This is a genomic window from Pseudoduganella rivuli, from assembly GCF_009674485.1.
GTDB lineage: Bacteria > Pseudomonadota > Gammaproteobacteria > Burkholderiales > Burkholderiaceae_D > Rugamonas > Rugamonas rivuli_B.
Genome location: NZ_WKJJ01000002.1, coordinates 151,617 through 169,111, shown reverse-complemented (window position 1 = coordinate 169,111; position 17,495 = coordinate 151,617). Strand labels below are relative to the sequence as shown.

The 17,495-nt window shown below is 62.7% G+C and carries 15 protein-coding genes; 8 read left to right on the top strand and 7 right to left on the bottom strand.

Annotated elements, in window-relative coordinates; translation table 11 throughout:
* Positions 1–161 precede the first annotated feature (161 nt).
* Positions 162–1,235 (bottom strand): ribosome small subunit-dependent GTPase A, encoded by a 1,074-nt coding sequence (rsgA, locus tag GJ700_RS03460; RefSeq protein ID WP_229506779.1) that lies wholly within the window; start codon positions 1,233–1,235, stop codon positions 162–164.
* 36 nt (positions 1,236–1,271) lie between these two features.
* Here rsgA and GJ700_RS03455 point away from each other — a divergent pair, with 36 nt between their 5' ends.
* On the top strand, positions 1,272–1,472 hold the full coding sequence (locus GJ700_RS03455) for a hypothetical protein (protein ID WP_154371260.1): 201 nt from the start codon (positions 1,272–1,274) through the stop codon (positions 1,470–1,472).
* Here GJ700_RS03455 and GJ700_RS03450 read toward each other — a convergent pair.
* Positions 1,469–2,458, bottom strand: a complete 990-nt coding sequence (locus GJ700_RS03450) for a glycoside hydrolase family 53 protein (protein ID WP_154371259.1) — start codon at positions 2,456–2,458, stop codon at positions 1,469–1,471. The genes GJ700_RS03455 and GJ700_RS03450 overlap by 4 nt on opposite strands.
* Before the next feature lie 219 nt (positions 2,459–2,677).
* On the opposite strand from GJ700_RS03450, the gene GJ700_RS03445 reads away from it, so the two are divergent.
* Both GJ700_RS03445 and GJ700_RS03440 read left to right on the top strand, forming a co-directional pair.
* Entirely contained in the window at positions 2,678–5,131 is a 2,454-nt protein-coding gene (locus GJ700_RS03445; protein ID WP_154371258.1) for a beta-galactosidase, read from the top strand.
* Between the two features lie 225 nt (positions 5,132–5,356).
* Positions 5,357–7,942: a TonB-dependent receptor gene (locus GJ700_RS03440; protein WP_154371257.1), complete on the top strand. Its 2,586-nt coding sequence runs from the start codon at positions 5,357–5,359 to the stop codon at positions 7,940–7,942.
* Here the strand turns inward: GJ700_RS03440 and speD are convergent.
* Genes speD through GJ700_RS03415 form a run of 5 tightly spaced genes read right to left on the bottom strand, consistent with a single transcriptional unit; the run spans position 7,914 to position 11,410 of the window.
* Positions 7,914–8,294 (bottom strand): adenosylmethionine decarboxylase, encoded by a 381-nt coding sequence (gene speD, locus GJ700_RS03435; protein WP_154371256.1) that lies wholly within the window; start codon positions 8,292–8,294, stop codon positions 7,914–7,916. The genes GJ700_RS03440 and speD overlap by 29 nt on opposite strands.
* On the bottom strand, positions 8,294–8,476 hold the full coding sequence (locus GJ700_RS03430; protein WP_154371255.1) for a hypothetical protein: 183 nt from the start codon (positions 8,474–8,476) through the stop codon (positions 8,294–8,296). Before GJ700_RS03430 ends, speD begins: the two co-directional genes overlap by 1 nt.
* Positions 8,476–9,930 (bottom strand): DUF4178 domain-containing protein, encoded by a 1,455-nt coding sequence (locus GJ700_RS03425; protein WP_154371254.1) that lies wholly within the window; start codon positions 9,928–9,930, stop codon positions 8,476–8,478. Before GJ700_RS03425 ends, GJ700_RS03430 begins: the two co-directional genes overlap by 1 nt.
* A 9-nt stretch (positions 9,931–9,939) precedes the next feature.
* On the bottom strand, positions 9,940–10,995 hold the full coding sequence (locus tag GJ700_RS03420) for an SPFH domain-containing protein (protein WP_154371253.1): 1,056 nt from the start codon (positions 10,993–10,995) through the stop codon (positions 9,940–9,942).
* 28 nt (positions 10,996–11,023) lie between these two features.
* Positions 11,024–11,410, bottom strand: coding sequence for a DUF350 domain-containing protein (locus GJ700_RS03415; protein ID WP_371867808.1), 387 nt, complete (start codon positions 11,408–11,410; stop codon positions 11,024–11,026).
* A gap of 55 nt (positions 11,411–11,465) precedes the next feature.
* On the opposite strand from GJ700_RS03415, the gene GJ700_RS03410 reads away from it, so the two are divergent.
* From GJ700_RS03410 to GJ700_RS03390, 5 genes are all read left to right on the top strand, one after another.
* Complete coding sequence (locus tag GJ700_RS03410) at positions 11,466–12,977, top strand: polyamine aminopropyltransferase (protein ID WP_154371252.1); 1,512 nt, start codon at positions 11,466–11,468, stop codon at positions 12,975–12,977.
* Positions 12,977–14,587, top strand: coding sequence for an NAD(P)-binding protein (locus GJ700_RS03405; RefSeq protein ID WP_154371251.1), 1,611 nt, complete (start codon positions 12,977–12,979; stop codon positions 14,585–14,587). The genes GJ700_RS03410 and GJ700_RS03405 overlap by 1 nt, the downstream gene beginning before the upstream one ends.
* Positions 14,588–14,703: 116 nt before the next feature.
* The gene (dgoD, locus tag GJ700_RS03400) at positions 14,704–15,852 is read left to right on the top strand and encodes a galactonate dehydratase (protein ID WP_154371250.1); all 1,149 of its coding nucleotides are present in this window, start codon (positions 14,704–14,706) and stop codon (positions 15,850–15,852) included.
* Between the two features lie 2 nt (positions 15,853–15,854).
* Positions 15,855–16,859: a 2-dehydro-3-deoxygalactonokinase gene (locus GJ700_RS03395; protein ID WP_371867807.1), complete on the top strand. Its 1,005-nt coding sequence runs from the start codon at positions 15,855–15,857 to the stop codon at positions 16,857–16,859.
* Positions 16,856–17,494, top strand: coding sequence for a 2-dehydro-3-deoxy-6-phosphogalactonate aldolase (locus GJ700_RS03390; protein WP_154371249.1), 639 nt, complete (start codon positions 16,856–16,858; stop codon positions 17,492–17,494). Before GJ700_RS03395 ends, GJ700_RS03390 begins: the two co-directional genes overlap by 4 nt.
* Position 17,495: the final 1 nt, after the last annotated feature.

Genomic DNA, 17,495 nt, shown 5'->3' with positions numbered 1-17,495 from the left:
TTCTCCGGTAAGAGGATGGGGACGTCAGTTTACCGCTTCTTGTACCACAAATCAGCATGATTGCGCTAACTTTTGGCATGAAAAGGCGGTTTTTGCCCCGTAAAGGCGCGCTGACGCCTTCCGGGGCATTACTGCCCGCTGATACGGGACTGACGCGATGCTTATTCGCGTTTTTGCTTGCCGCGGAGGCCGGCGGATTTCATCAGGGTTTTCCAGCGGGAACGTTCCGCAATGCGTTCCAACGGCGTTTGCTGGAGACGGTGCATATCGCGCAAGAGTTTATGGTAGTTAAATACGCGGTCCGGATCGCAATGCTCGCGCACGGCACAACCGGGTTCGGATTCATGGCGGCAATTCCTGAATTGGCATTGCGCCGCCCATTGCTCGATATCGTCAAATGCGGCATGCATGCTATCGTCATCGCCATCCGGCCGTAATGTCCGTAATCCCGGTGCGTCAATTATGCAGGCGCCGTTGATACAGAAATGCATGGAACGGGATGTCGTCGTATGACGGCCCCGGCTGTCATCTTCGCGTATACCGCCGGTTATTTGTCCGGCACCGGTCAGCGTATTGGTTAATGTGGATTTGCCCGCGCCAGACGAACCCAGCAGGCATAGTGTCTGGCCCCTATTCAACCACGGCGCCAGTTGCTGTACCGATGCTTTATCCAATGCATTGACAGCGAATACCGGATATCGCCTTCCAATGCGCTGGATAATTTCCGCTATGCGCAGTTGGGCATTTTCAACCGTATCGGCTTTGGTTAGTACAATGACGGGAGCAATATCGGCTGCCGCGACCAGCGCAATATAGCGTTCCAGCCGGCGTAAATTGAAATCATGGTCCAAGCCCATGACCAGTAAAGCCGTATCGATATTGCTGGCAACCGATTGACGGCGTCCATCGAAAGCGCGGCGGCTTAAATGGTTGGCTGGGGATAACCTTGCAGTTATCCACCATTCGTTTAATGCATTATTTTCACTGACGACCCAGTCGCCGACCGCCAATTGAAGATCGTCTTCCGCCATGGCCGTGACCAGGCGCGGTAAAACACGGGCGGAACAGGAATGCTCCCCGTTGTGCAGGGTGAGCCTGTCTTTATGAACTTCGATAATGCGCATCAGATGCGTATCGGGATTGGCTGGGAGTTCCGCCAGTTGCATGGAAAAAGCGTTGGACAAACCGATACGTTGCAGCGTTTCAAATGAAATAGATAACATGATGTTTCCCATCGAGCGCGCCGGACAGGCGCGCAAAGACACATCCTTTTGCAAAAGCAAAAGGCCGATTTAATCTGGGAAAGCCGGCGCGCGATCGCGCGGCGTTACATCATGTCGACAGACAGGAAGAAGCGGATCAGGCAGCCGGCAGGAGGGCAATATCCAAGGTACGCATGGTTCATTCTCCTGTTCGGTGGATGGGAAGCCGCCAGTGTCGCACTGGCGGCCGTGATGGTCAATAACGATTAAAACGGATCCAGTGCCGGCGTGAATTTACCGGCAGCATCCAGCGCACCCATCGTATAGCCTTCCCAGCCGGGATACGCTTGCGGTTCCCAGTAAAACACGCCCAGGCCATTGCTGCCCAGCGCCCTGGTTTTTGCCAGCAAGTCGGCCAGCATGCTTTTTGCGGTTGCCGCCTGCTGCCAATCCATGCCGGTTTCGCAAATCATCACGGGCTTGCCATAGCGCGACACCATGTCATTCATGTTGGTGGCGACCTGGCTGTTGTACGACGTCCACTGCGCCGCCGGCGGGTAGTGCGACATGCCCGTCACGTCCCATTTGCCGCCGGCGTTTTTCAGGCTGTCAAAGAACCAGCGGAAATCCGCGTTCTTGTAGCCGTTCGCCAGGTGCACGATGACCTTGGCGCCGGGATAGACCGCCTTGGCCGCGTTGTAGCCGTTATTGATCAGGCCAGCCAGGTTGCTGAAGTTCGACGTGCCGCCTTCCGGCCACAGCATGCCGCCATTGATTTCATTGCCGACCTGTACCCATTCGACGGCGATGCCGTTGTTTTTCAGGTACGTCAGGATGCCGCTGGTGTGCTGGTATACATCGTTTTTCAATTGCGCCAATGTGTGGCCGGCCCACGCGGCGGGCTTGGTTTGCTTCCCAGGATCGGCCCAGCTGTCGCTGTAGTGAAAGTCGATCATGATGCGCTGGCCCTGGGCGGCGGCGCGTTTGGCCTTGTACAGCACGTCGGCGCCATTGTTCCAGCCATCGGCGGGATTGACCCACACGCGCAGCCGGATGGCGTTAACCTGCAGGTTTTTCAGCAGGACGAACGGGTCGGTTTGCACGCCTGCCGCATCGTAAAACTTGTAGCCGGCCGCTTCCTGCTTGTCGACCCAGCTGACGTCCGCACCGTTGGCGAACTGGGCTGCCGCGTGGTGGGATAAGGTGAGCAGGCATGTGCCTGCCAGCAGGGCAAGGGCCCGCTTTGCTTTGATCATTTGTCGTCTCCAGAGGTTATTGTTGTGATTACTGCACGGCCATTGTGTGCAAGTTGTGGATTTGTCACTAATGGCGAGTTCGTATAACGGAGACGATTTTTGGCATAGCGGCACCTATGCCATAACAGCATGGTTTCTCAGAGATTATTCATATTTCTGCATGACTTCCTGCCCGTAGACTCCCTGGCAACTATAAAAAAGATTTTCCTGGAGACTACGATGAAACGATTGACTCTGCTGCCGCTGGCGGCAGCCCTTGCTGCTGGCGGCGCGTTTGGCCAGACCCTGTTGACGATCGATGCCAGTGCGCCGGCCAAGGCGCCGCTGGAAAACCAGTTGAAGATGGGGACGTCCGTCGCGCCGTCCGGCGCACGGCTGGGTATCAACAGCCAGTACCTGACCCGAGACGGCAAGCCGTGGATGCCTGTCATGGGCGAATTCCATTACAGCCGCACGCCGGCAGACGAGTGGGACACGGAATTGCGCAAGATGAAGGCGGCCGGCATCGATATCGTCGCCACCTACGTGATCTGGAATCACCATGAACAGCGCGATGGCCATTTCGACTGGTCGGGCCGGAACGACTTGCGCCGCTTCGTGCAACTGGCGGCCAAGGCCGGGCTGGACGTCGTGGTGCGCATGGGACCGTGGGTGCATGCGGAAGTGCGCTATGGCGGCATCCCGGACTGGGTGGTCAACGCCATGCCGACCCGCAAGGATGATCCGCAATACCTGGGCCACGTGGCGCGCCTGTACGGTGAAATCGGCCGCCAGCTGAAAGGTCTGCTGTGGAAGGATGGCGGCCCGGTGGTGGGGGCGCAGCTGGAAAATGAATACAACCTCGATGATGCCGGTGAAGGCGCAGGCCATATCAGCACCTTGAAAAAGCTGGCGTTGCGCGCGGGCGTCGACGTGCCGCTGTACACGGTGACGGGATGGGACCAGACCGTGTATCCGTCCGGCGAAGTGACGCCGGTGTTTGGCGGGTATCCGGATGAACCGTGGGCTGTCAGCACCAAAGAACTGAAGCCGAAGGAAACCTATGCGTTCCGCTTCGACAGCCGGGTCAGTGGCGATTTGGGCGCGCAGACGGCGCGCAAGGGCAAAGGCACGGCGGAAAGCGATATGGATGCCACGCCGTTCCTCGGCGCCGAGTATGGCGCGGGCCTGCCATTCATGTACCGCCGCCGTCCCGTGGTGTCGCCGGACGATATCGCATCGATGCTGCCGGTGCAGCTGGGTTCCGGCGTGAATTTGCTGGGCTATTACATGTTCCATGGCGGCCGTAACCCAATGGAGCTGACGTCGATGGAAGAAAGTTCGCTCAGCGGCGGCTACAACGATACGCCGATGATCAACTATGACTTCCAGGCGCCGCTGGGGCCCGATGGCCAGCAGCGTCCCGTGCTGGCGCGGCTGCGTCCTTACCACTTGTTCATGCACGATTTCGGTGACCGGCTGGCGCCGATGACGGTGCGCAAGCCGGATGTGGCGCCCGCCAGTTCCGACGATCTGGTGACGCCGCGGTGGTCGTTGCGCAGCAAGGGCGACAGCGCGTTCGTGTTCGTCAGCAACCACGTGCGCCAGTACGCGATGCCGGAGCAGCGGCAACTGCAGTTTTCCGTGAAGCTGCCCAATGAAACCAAGGTGTTCCCACGCAAACCGGTGGACGTGGCCAATGGCGCGTACTTCATCTGGCCGGTGAATTTCGACCTCGATGGCACGCGATTGTCGTATGCGACGGCGCAGCCGGTGGCGCGGCTCGATAACGGCAAGGATGGCGTGGTATATGTGTTCGCCGCCAGCGGCAATATTCCGGTGGAGCTGGCGTTTGACACGCAAGTGGCGGACACGCTGCAGATGACGCATGGCGCACGCATGTCCCATGTGGGCAATGCCGTGGTGGTGGATGGCATTGTTCCCGGCACCGGCGCGGCCGTCACCTTGCGCCGCGCGCAGGGACGTCCTGTCACGGTGGTGGTGCTGTCGGAACAGCAGGCGCAGCGCCTTGCCGTGGGCGACATGGCGGGCAAGCGCCGCCTGGTATTGAGCGCGCAGCAGATGTGGTTTGCCGATGGCGGCCTGAAGCTGCGCTCGGACGGCAACCCGGCTTTCCGCTTCGCCGTGTATCCGCCGCTGCCGAAGACAGTCAAGGCGCGGCAGGGCGCGTTGAAGGAGGGGACGGACGGCATCTTCCAGTCGTTTGACATTGCATTGCCGGAGCGCCGCCTGACAGCCACGGTGACGCCGGTGCGGGCGGCGCAGGAAGTGCGGCCCGTCATGATCGGCGGCCTGGCGAAAGCGGCCGTGCAGCCGATACCGGAAAGCTTCCGTGGTGCGGCCGCGTGGCGCATCGACGTGCCGCCGTCATCGGGCAAGGGCGAACCGGATGCGCTGGTCAACCTGGACTTCACGGGCGACATCGGCCGCCTGTTCAACGGCACGCGCATGCTGGATGACTGGTACTACAGCGGCTATGGCTGGCAATATGCATTGAAGCATGCGGCTAAGGGGGAAAATAAGGGCCCGCTGACCTTGTCCGTGCTGCCACTGCGTGCCGATGCGCCGATCTACATCCCGAAAGAAGGCCGTCCCGACTTCGCAGGCAAACCGCAAATCTCCGAACTGCGCGGGGTCACGATCACCCCCGTGTACCGCCTCGACGTGCGCTGATTCGTCCTGTCTGCGTTTGAAAGCAGCCCTTATGCGAACAGGGCAGCTTTCGCACGTGCCTGGCCGGCGTGAGTGAATGATCAAGCTATATGAATTGCTCATAGTTTTGAGCGAATTCAGTATTGGTTTGCGATGCAACGCTTCCGTACGATGAATTTCACGCGGCGCACCGCTGTAACCGACGCCGCGAATAAAACTACAAACTACCAAGTCCTGGGAGACTCGATGAAACAAAAACAGCTCAGCTGGCTGATTGCCAGCGCATTTGCCATGCCCGCCGCCGGCGTGGCCCTTGATGTACAAGCCCAAACGCAGCAAGCGGACCAGGTGCAGCAAATCACCGTGTCCGGCATCCGCGCTTCCGTGCGCAATGCACTTGCGGTCAAGGAGGCATCGAACAGCATGGTGGAAGTGATCGCGTCGGAAGACATCGGCAAGCTGCCTGACACGACGATCGCTGAATCGCTGGCGCGCCTGCCCGGCCTGTCGTCCGGCATGGACCGTGGCAACGCCAGCCAGATCGTGGCGCGCGGCCTGGGCCCGCGCTTTATCGGCGCCACCTTGAATGGCCGCGAACTGGCGTCGTCGGAACCCAACCGCGCAGTGCGCTTCGAGCAATTCCCGTCCGAATCGCTGAGCGGCGCCACCGTGTATAAAACGCAGGCGGCCGAGCTGGTGGAAGGCGGTGTGGCCACCACCATTGATTTGCAAACCGTGTCGCCGCTGAAGTACAGCGGCCGCCAGGCTTCACTGAAAGCCGATGCGCTGTATTACGCGCTGGGCCGCGATATCCCCGGCGCGAAGAAAACCGCGCCGCGCCTGGGCGGCATTTACATCGACCAGTTCGACGACCGCAAGCTGGGCGTGGCGCTGGCGTTCAGTTACCAGGACCAGCCGTCGCTGGAAAAAAACGTCAAGCATTTCGGCTTCAATGAAGACCATTCCCGCGATTTGAACGGCGACGGCAAGATCGACAAGACCCCGTGGGGCTGGAGCGATTCCATCAAGCGCGGCAAGGATACCCGCTCGTCCGTGCTGGGCAAGGTGGAATGGAAAGCCGGCGCCGATGCGCTGATCACGGGCGATGTGTACTACGCCCAGGCGAAGATCAAGGAACCCGGCCTCGCCCACTGGAGCGGCGACGTCGGCAACTGGGATGGCTGGCAAAAGGCCAACTACACCAGCGCCGATATCCGCGACGGTTACGTGGTGGGCGGTACGGTGAAGGACGTGGGCCTGACCACCAACGACACCATCTGGATCCAGAACATGGATAACTTTGCCGCCGGCGTGAACGGCAAGTTCAACGCGGGCGACTGGAAGCTGGAAGCGGACCTGTCGACGTCGCACGCCAGCCGCGCCAGCCAGTGGCGCGACTTGCGCCAGTTCGCCAGGAGCGGCGCCACGGTCAGCTGGTCGTTCACCGGCGATGAGCACCAGCAGTACGCGTATGGCCAGGACACGGGCAACCCCGCCAACTTCGGCCCCGCGACGCTGTACGTCGATACCGATGGCCACCTGCGTGACCGCCTCGATGCCGTCCACCTGTCGGCGGCGCGTCCCGTGGAATTCGGCCCCGTCAACAAAGTCAAAGTCGGCGCGCGCCTGACGGAACGGGAAAAGCAATACCACCAGACCACGTGGAACCTGAACCCGACCGGCACGATCAGCAACGCCGATTATGAAACCGTGACGGTCCAGGGCATGGCGGCGCCATTCATCGCGCTGAAGGACTTCATGGGTACCACCACCAAAGTGTTTGGCGCGAATGCCTTCGATGCGGCCGGCCGCACGCCGACACAAAACGACTTGCTGTCCGGCTGGCGCGTGAAGGAGCGCAGTTCGTCGCTGTATGCACAGGGCGAACTGGATGGCCAGGTGGGCGGGCGCACGTACCGTGGCAATGTGGGCGTGCGCGTGGTGCACACGTCGCAGACCGGCGAAGGCATGCAATCGCTGAATGGCGCGGCGCCGACTGCGGTCAGCGGCGGCACCAGCTACACGGAAGTACTGCCCAGCCTGAACCTGATCTTCAACATGGACGACAAGCAGGAACGGCAAGTGCGCTTCTCGCTGGCGCGCGCCATCTCGCGGGCGCCGCTCGATGAAATGCGCGCGTCGCGCAACCTGAACGTGGACCCGAACCCCGTGCAGCCATTGACGGGCAGCGCCGGCAATCCTGAACTGAAGCCCATGATGGCCAACCAGGCGGACCTGGCGTACCAGTGGTACTTCGGCAAAGGTTCGCTGCTGTCGGCAGGCCTGTTCTACAAGCAGATCAGCCGCTACATCGGCATCACGGGCGACACCACCACCATCAACGGCCGCAGCGCCGTCATCACGCGCTCCGTCAACGGCGAAGGCGGCAATGTGCGCGGCGCGGAACTGGTATACCAGCAATCGTTCGACAATGGCTTCGGCATCTTCAGCAATTATTCGTACACCAGCAGCGACATCAAGGAAAACTTCCCAACCGGGAATCCGTTCCCGATCGAAGGCTTGATGAAGCATAACGGCGGCGTCACGCTGTGGTACGAGAAGAATGGCTTCGAAGCGCGCATGTCGGCCAACTACCACAGCGCCTTCGTGCGCAACCCGACCTGGGGTGCGGGGCAGTTGATCAACAATGAAGCGGAAACGTACGTGACGCTGAACGTGGCGAAGCAATTGACGCCGAATGTGCAGCTGCGCTTCGGTATCGACAATCTCACCAACCAGAAAGTCGTGTATACGACGGCGAAGAACCCGTTCCAGCAAGAGGTGACGGAATTCGGGCGGCGCTTTAATGTGGGGGTGTCGTACAAGCTGTAACGTCCGGCTTGCGCTCGATGGTCTGCACGCGGATCGCCTCCGGCGCCAGTGCGGACCGCAGCACCTGCAACGCCAATTCCGGCCGCGCATCGCCGCACATGAAGATGTCGGCGGCCGCGTAGCCGTGTTCCGGCCAAGTGTGGATGGAAATGTGCGACTCGGCCAGCAGTGCGACGCCCGTCACGCCCTGGCCGGGGCCGAAGCCGTGGAAATGGCTGTGCAGCACGTGCGCGCCCGCCGCTTCGGCTGCCGCGCGCAACAGGCGTTCGATGGCGTCGCAACTGGCCAGCTTGTCCGCATCGATGCCGGACAAATCCGCCAGCACGTGCTGCCCGCGCGGCAAATGCACCATTACTTGTGGCCTCCGCCCCCGCCGCCGCTGTAGCCGCCGCCATAACTGCCGCCGCCGCCCGAATGCGAGCTCCAGCTCGAGCCGCTGCCGGACGAGGAGGCAAAGCTGCTCAGCATATGGGTCCAGCTGCTGATGGTGGTCACCGCCAGCACGACAACCACGTACAAGGTGTAGCGGCCCATTATTGATCCTTGCCTTGCGATTCGATGAACAGCGCGGGCAGGAAAATCGCCAGCGCGCCGATCAGGTTATAAAAGAACGCGCCGCTGAACGACAGCAGGATCGGCACCAGGTTCAGCGCGAGCATCACCATGATGGCTTTCTTGGCCGTGCTTTTCGGGCTGCCGGACCGTGTTTTCGGCGCGGGCTCCTTGCCGCGCAGCGACGTGCCGAACAGCGCCTTCAATTGGTCGTATGGCACCGGCGTGGAGCGCGACCACGTCAACTCTTCCTGTGCCAGTTCGGCGGCCAGCCGCACCTGCCCCTGTTCGAACTCCGTCACGTGCACCGTGTCGCCCGCCTGCACTTTCCAGTTGAACGCGCCCGCCGCGTAGACCACCCGCGCGCCATAGCTGTACAGCTTCTTGAACGATGCCTTGTCCTGCCGCGCATAGTCGCCGCCGTCCCAGCTTGGCCACTCGGACATCACGTTGGCGCGGTACCAGCCCTCGTCCGTCTCCACCAGCCACGAAAAGCCCGAGCGGTTCCCGTACATCAGGTATTCGGTCCAGCGCGTGCCTTCATCGTCTTCGCGCACCATGAAGCCCGTGACGCGGAATTCCTGCTGGTTCATGCGCGCCATGGCGCCCAGTTCCAGCGATGGTCGCATGGCTTCCAGCCGCTCGCCCGCTTGCAGCACCTGCACTTTCGGGCTGGCCGCATCGAGTTGCGCATGGCAGGAAGGGCACAGCAAGGTCGACGTCAGGCCGGGCAGGTATTTGATGGGGCCGCCGCAGGACGGGCAATCGAGCGCCGTGAGCTTGCCCCGGTGGCGTCCTGTGGTGCGGCGGATTTCGTCATCGTCGCGCAGCAGCTGGCACTGCATGCTATCCAGCGTGACGGACACGCCGGTGTACACGGTGGGCACTGCGCCATCCGAATAATCGAGCGTGGCAAAGCTGCCGCCGTCGCGCAAATCGGCCACCTGCGCGCGCCACCCGTCGCCCACCTTGAACGGCAATTCACCCTGGCCGCCAATGCATTGCGCGGTGCGCACTTCGGCCACCGTATAGCGGCGTCCTTCCACGGTGGTGAAACTGCCGGGCGACAGGCTGTCAAACGAAGGCAATGCGCCAGCCGTCTGGCGCGGGGTGGTGAAGACGAACTGGCCGGACGAATCGCCCAGCCATCCGGTCGCGCCGTCGTCGAACAGCAGGTACCACTCGTTCCACATGCCGGCGCTGTATTGCAGCTGGATGCGGCCCACCACGGTGAAGTGGCGGCCGCCCAGCACGCCGGACGTGTTGATCTGGACTGGCGAGTAATCTTCCAGCACGGCGGACATCCTGCCCATGTCCTTGACCGAATCCGCATCCTTGAGGACGCTGGTATTGCAGTACTCGCACACGGCCATGACGGACGCATGCGAGCGGAACGTGACTTCCGCGCCGCAGCTGGGGCAGGCAACTATCTGCATGGGCGGAAATTAACCTATCAGTTTCTTCAACAGTTCCGACTTGGCCGTGTCGTAGTCGGCGGCCGAGATCAAACCCTTGTCCAGCAAGCCTTTCAGCTTGCCCAGGCGCGCTTCGATATCGTCTTCCGCCGAGGCAGGAGCCGCTGCGGGAGCTGCCGCGGCAGGCGCGGCCTGCGGCGATGCCGGAGCCAGCGAGGCGCCCACCACCTGCCCGATCGCCTGGCCCAGCGTGACGCCCGCACCCAGGCCCGCGCCGATACCGGCAATGCCGCCTTCGTTTTGCGCCGCCAGCGGGATCGCATCGGCGACCTGGAACTTGGTGTAGCCGGCCATCTTGTCGGCGCCCAGGCTGCCCTTCATGCCGGCGGAAATGCGCTGGTCCAGCGCGGCCTGCAATTCTTCCGGCAGGCTGACACTGGCCACGTTGAATTCATCGAGTCCCACGCCATAGCGGGCAAAAGCGTCGGCCAGGTCGCCGCGCACCTGCTGCGCCATCAGCGCCTGGTTGGCCGCCATGTCGAGGAAGGCCACGTTGGAGGCACCCAGCGAGCTGGCCATGGTCGCCATCAGGATGCCGCGCAGCTGGTCTTCGACGTTGTCGCGCGTGTAGAGCTCACGCGTGCCGGACAGCTCCGTGTAAAACTTGCGGGGATCGGCCACGCGGTACGAGTACATGCCGAAGGCGCGCACGCGGATCATGTCGAAATCCTTGTCGCGGATCGTGATCGGCTGCTGCGTACCCCATTTGCGGCCGGTCTGCACCCGGGTGCTGAAGAAATACACGTCCGACTTGAACGGGGAATCGAACAGCTTGTCCCAGTTTTTCAGGTTGGTCAGCACGGGCAGGGTTTGCGTGGTCAGCTTGTGCGTGCCGGGGCCGAACACGTCGGCGATCTGGCCTTCGTTGACGAAGACCGCCACCTGCGATTCGCGCACCACCAGCACGCCGCCGTTCTGGATTTCCTGGTCTTGCATGGGGAAGCGCCATGCCAGTACGCCTTCCTGGTCTTCCGTCCACTGGATGACGTCTATAAACTGCTTCTTGATAAAGCTGCCGAGGCCCATGATGGTGTCCTTCAAAGTCAGTAGGGTTTCAGGAAATGCAGGCGGCGTTGATGGCGCCGATCGAGAGCGAAATCGCGCCCAGCAAGCCGCCATACGCGGCATTGCCGTTCTCGATATGGTCGCGCGACATCTTCAGCATATGCGAGGTGACGAAATACGCCAGCACCTGCACCGCCATGGCGCCGAACGCCCACAGGAAGAATTGCTCGTAATTCGCCGTATGCACCAGGCTCGATGCGATGGTCAGTGAAAAACCGATCAGCGCCCCGCCCAGCGACAAGGCCGCCGCCGGGTTGCCCTGGCGGATCAGCAGCACTTCATCGTAGGGCGTGATGCGCGTGTAGATCGCAAAGAACATGACCAGCAGCAGCGCGGCCAGGAACAGGTGGATCGCATAGTTTAGGATGGGCGGCACGGCATTCCTCGGATAGTATCCTGTAATACTGACAATATTAGAACAGAAATACCTGATGACAAAAAGAATTCTGATCCTGTCCGTCTTCGTTGTCGCCTCCTGTGGACTGGCCTACGAATTGATTGCCGGCGCGCTGTCCAGCTACCTGCTGGGCGATTCCGTGCTGCAGTTCTCCACCATTATTGGCTGTTATCTGTTTGCCATGGGCGTGGGCGCCCACGTGTCGAAATACGTGAAGGATGACGACGTGCTTGGGCGCTTTGTCGACATCGAACTGGCGGTCGGCCTGATCGGCGGCGTGTCGGCCGCCGTGCTGTTCCTGACATTTGCGTGGATGGCGGCGCCGTTCCGCGCGCTGCTGTACGTGATGGTGTTCATGGTGGGCGCGCTGGTGGGCATGGAAGTGCCGCTGGTGATGCGCGCGCTGAACGAGCGCAAGACGGAATTCAATGAACTGGTGAGCCGCGTGCTGACCTTCGATTACCTGGGGGCGCTGGCCGTGTCCCTGCTGTTCCCGCTGGTGCTGGCGCCCCACCTGGGGCTGGTGCGCACGGGTTTTTTGTTTGGCATGCTCAATGTCGGCGTGGCTTGCTGGACCATTTATGTGTTTCGCACCGAACTGGCGAACCTGTCCGGCCGCGTGCTGCGCGCCGCCTCCGTGATGGGCGTGCTGGTGGCGGGATTCATCGGCGCGGACCGCATGACGCACTGGGGCGAACACGGGCTGTTTGGCGATGAAATCGTGTATTCCACCACCACGCCCTACCAGCGCCTCGTGATCACGCGCTGGAAAGACGATTTGCGGCTGTACATCAACGGCAACCTGCAATTCTCGTCGCGCGACGAATACCGTTACCACGAAGCGCTGGTGCACCCGGCGCTGGAGGCGTTGCCGTGGGCGAAAAAGGTACTAGTGCTGGGCGGCGGCGACGGGCTGGCGCTGCGGGAAATCCTGCGCTATCCGAACGTCGAACAGGTGACGCTGGTCGACCTGGACCCCGCCATGACAGGCGCCTTCACCACGCGCGACGAACTGGTGAAATTGAACGGCGGGTCGTTCCGCAACCCCCGCGCCCGCGTCATCAATGCCGATGCGGCGATCTGGCTGCAAAACACGGACGAGATGTTCGACGCCGTCATCATTGATTTCCCCGATCCGTCCAGCTTCGCGCTGGGCAAGCTGTACTCGGTGCCGTTCTATGGCATGGTGAAAAAGCACGTGGCGGCCAATGGCCTGATCGTCGTGCAGTCGACGTCGCCGTTCTTTGCGCCGCATGCTTACTGGACCATTGACGCCACCTTGCGCGACGTGGGACTGAAGACGTATCCCTACCACGCCTATGTGCCGTCGTTCGGCGAATGGGGCTTTATCCTGGCGTCGCCGCAGATGGCTTACCAGCCGCCCGGCCAATACCGCTTGCCGATGCGTTACCTGAACGGCGACACCACGCGCGCCATGTTTGCGTTCCCGCCCGATATGCAGCGCATGGAGATGGCGCCGAACCGCCTCAATACGCAATCGCTGGTGCATGAATTCGAGCAGGATTGGCGCAAGGTGATCCGCTGATGGAACGCCGCTCTTTCCTGGTCTGGGCCGGGGCCAGCGGTGCCCTGGCCGCGGGCAGCGTGGCCGGCTTCCAGCGCTGGCAGGAAATCACGCCCGCCATCCACTACCCGGGCCGCGATGAAGGCCACTTCATGCGCGACCGCAAGGCGTTGCCGCCGCCGGCGGAAATCCTGCGCACCGATGTCGCCATCCTGGGTTCCGGTATTGCCGGCATGACGGCCGCATGGAAGCTGCGTAAGCTGGGGCATGGCGACTTCTTGATGGTCGACGGCCCGCAACCGTACGGCAATGCCGCCGGCGGCCGGTTCGGCGACCTGGCATACCCGACCGGCGGCCATTATTTGCCGCTGCCGTCGCCGGAATCGACGCACGTGCGCGATATCCTGTTTGACCTCGGCATCATCGAACGCGATCCGTATGCGGACAAGCCGTATTACGACGAACGGTGGCTGCTGCACGCGCCGGAAGAACGCCTGCTGTACCAGGGGCAGTGGCAGGAAGGCTTTATTCCCACGGAAGGCGTGCCGGCGTGGGAGCTGGCGGAGCACAAGCGCTTCTTTGCCGAAGTGGACAAGCTGCGGCAAACCCACGGCAGCGACGGCAAGCGCATCTTCGTGTTCCCGACCGTGCTGTCGTCGCAAGACCCGCAGTGGCGGGTGCTGGACCGCATCACGCTGAAAACATGGCTGGAACAGCAGGGCTACCGCTCGCCCACCCTGCACTGGTACCTGAATTACTGTTGCCGCGACGATTACGGCGCGCGCTACGACCAGGTGTCCGCGTGGGCCGGATTGCACTATTACTGCAGCCGCTGGGGGCAGGCCGCCAATGCGTCGAATGGGGCGTGGCTGACGTGGCCGGGCGGCTTGCAGCCGCTGGCCGCGGGCCTGGAACAAAAGGCGGCCGTCAGGCGGCATGCCGGTACCGTGGTGTCGGTGAAAAAAAACGCGCAAGGCGTGGAAGCGCTGTGCTTCCGCCTGGAGAACAACAAGCCGGTCAGCTACCTGGTGCGGGCCCGTAAAGCCATTTGCGCCATGCCGCTGTACGTGGCGGCGCGCGTGGTCGACAACATCGCGCAGTATGGCTATGACGGGGAGCGCGACAACCCCGTGTATTCGCCGTGGCTGGTGGCGAACTTCCTGCTCAACCGCTTCCCGCAAGAGAAACCGCACGTGCCGCTGTCATGGGATAACGTGGTGTACCAGGAACCGGGACTGGGCTTCGTGGTGTCCACGCACCAGGATATCCGCGTCACGCCGCCGCCCAAGACCGTGTTTTCCGCCTATGTCGCACTGTCGGACCGCACGCCCGTCTCGGCGCGGCGCTGGATGGTGGCGTCGTCGCCTGCCGAGCTGCTGGCGCTGGCGTCGGCCGATTTGCACGCGGCTTACGGCGCCGCGTTTGCGCCGTGCGTCGAGCGGGTCGACATCACGCTGCGCGGCCATGCGATGGCGGCGCCGCTGCCGGGCTTCCTGTCCAACCGGGGCGCGCAGGCGCTGCGCGACGTGGATGGGCCCATTTTGTTTGCCCATGCGGATTTATCGGGTTTTTCCGTGTTTGAAGAGGCGGCGTGGTGGGGCATCCGGGCTGCAAAATTGGCCATTGCATAAGCCGGGCGCGCCCGAGAGCTATGTGAAAACAGCATAGGCAGGCGTAAAAGTTACATATTTCTGGATTTACGCTCCACCGTAGACTGGCTTCATCGAATTTCCCCTCTGATGAAGCCATGAAAATCACCAAGCTGACCACTTACCGTATTCCACCGCGCTGGATGTTGCTGAAGATCGAAACCGACGAGGGTATCGTCGGCTGGGGCGAACCCGTGATCGAAGGCAAGGCGCGCTCGGTGGAAACCGCCGTTGAAGAATTCGGCCATTACCTGATCGGCCAGGATCCGCGCCGTATCAATGACCTGTGGCAAGTGATGTACCGCGGCGGCTTTTACCGCGGCGGCGCGATCCTGATGAGCGCAATGGCCGGTATCGACCAGGCGCTGTGGGACATCAAGGGCAAGGCGCTGGGCGTGCCCGTGTACGAATTGCTGGGCGGCCTGGTGCGCGACCGCATGAAAACCTACAGCTGGGTTGGCGGCGACCGCCCGGCGGACGTGATTGCCGGGATCCAGGCGTTGCGCGAAGCCGGCTTCGATACGTTCAAGATGAACGGCACCGAGGAATTCGGCCTGGTCGACACGTCGAAGAAAGTCGACGCGGCCGTGGCGCGCATTGCTGAAATCCGTGAAGCCTTTGGCAACGACATCGAGTTCGGCATCGACTTCCACGGCCGCGTGGCCGCGCCGATGGCCAAGGTGCTGTTGAAGGAACTGGAACCGTATCGCCCCCTGTTCGTCGAAGAACCGGTATTGGCGGAACAGGCCGAATACTATCCGCGCCTGGCGGAAGCCACGTCGATCCCGCTGGCGGCCGGCGAGCGGATGTATTCGCGCTTCGAGTTCAAGCACGTGTTCGAGCGCGGCGGCATTTCGATCCTGCAGCCGGACTTGTCGCACGCCGGCGGTATCACGGAATGCGTGAAAATCGCCGCCATGGCGGAAGCGTACGACGTGACCCTGGCGCCGCATTGCCCGCTGGGTCCGATCGCGCTGGCATCGTGCCTGCAAGTGGACTTCATTTCGTACAACGCGGTGATCCAGGAACAAAGCATGGGCATCCACTACAACAAGGGTGGCGAAGTGCTGGATTACGTGTTGAACCCTGAAGACTTCCACCTGGACAAGGGCTACATCAAGCCGCTGCCGAAGCCGGGCCTGGGCGTGGTCATCAACGAAGAAAAAGTCATCGAAGCGAGCCGCAATGCGCCCGAGTGGCGCAACCCGCTGTGGCGCCACTTCGATGGTTCCGTGGCGGAGTGGTAAGCGTGGCAACTGAGATGGCCACCGGACAGCAGGCGCTCGACGCCGCGCAATTGATTGGCGTCGACTGGGGCAGCACCAGCCTGCGCGCCTTCCTGATTGGCGCGGACGGTTTGGCGCTGGCGGAACGCGCCAATGGCGACGGCGCGTCGGTGATCTCGGGCGCGGGGGCTTTCGCCGCCGCGCTGGACGAGGTGGCCGGCGACTGGATGCGCGCCCGTCCCGCCTTGCCGGTGGTGGCGTGCGGCATGGTGGGCAGCCTGCATGGCTGGCTCGATGTGCCCTATGCGGCGTGTCCCGCCGATGCGCGTGCGCTGGCGACGGGCATGCTGCCCAGCCCCGGCGGCGCCGAATCGAAGCAAATCCTGATCGCCCCCGGCCTGCTGTGCGATGAAAGCGGCTTGCCGCCCGATGTGATGCGGGGCGAGGAAACGCAAATCATCGGTGCGCTGCACTTGCAGCCACAGTTATCCGAGGGCGCCTGCATCGTGCTGCCCGGCACCCACTCGAAATGGGCGCAAGTCCGCCACGGCAAGATCCGCCGCTTCGCTACCCACATGACGGGCGAGCTGTATGCGGTGTTGCGCAAGCACTCCGTGCTGGGCCGCCTGATGGAAGAGAGCGCGTTCAATGAAGCGGCCTTCCTGGATGGCGTGGAAGCAGCGCGCCGCCATGGCCATCTCGGCGTGGCGCACCAGATGTTTGCCGCCCGCACGCTGGGCGTCACGGGCCGCATGGCGCCCGCCGCGCTGGGCGACTACCTGTCCGGCCTGTTGATTGGCCACGAGTTCCGCGCCGGCCTGGCATGGCGCGAACAGGCGGGGCTGGAAACCGCTCCGCTGGCGCTGGTGGGCAGCGCGGAACTGTGCCGCCGCTACCAGGTGGCGTTGCGCCACTACAGCGGCGAACGCGCGCTGGCGCTGGATAACACGGCGCCTGCCGGTTTGCTGCTGCTGGCCCGCGCCGCCGGACTGGCGCCATCGCAATCTACCTCCCTGGAATCTGTATGAATACCGCATTGAACCTGTTCGACCGCGCCTTTGACGCACTGCCCCTGGTGGCGATCTTGCGCGGCATCCGTCCGTCCGAAGCGGAAGGCATCGGCGCCGCCCTGTACGAAGCGGGCTTCCGCATGATCGAAGTGCCATTGAATTCGCCGCAGCCGCTGGAATCCATCGCGCTGCTGTCGCGCAGCCTGCCTGACGACGCGCTGCTGGGCGCCGGCACCGTGCTCAGTGTGCAAGCCGCGCACGATGTGCGCGGTGCGGGCGGCAAGCTGATCGTGATGCCGCATGCGGATACGGAAGTGATCCGTGCCGCCAAGGCGGCGGGCATGTATTGCGTACCGGGCGCCGCGACGCCGACCGAAGCGTTTGCCTGTGTCAAGGCCGGCGCCGACGCGGTGAAGCTGTTCCCCGCCGAGCTGGTGACGCCGCCGTTGCTGCGCGCAATGCGCGCCGTCCTGCCTGCCGACCTGCGCGTGCTGCCGGTGGGCGGCATCGCGCCGGACACGATGGGCGAATACCGCGCCGCCGGCGCGGCAGGCTTCGGCCTGGGTTCCGCGCTGTACAAGCCGGGCATGAGCGCTGCGACCGTGGGCGACAACGCCCGCGCGTTCGTGCGCGCTTGGCGGGAACAGGTGTAAT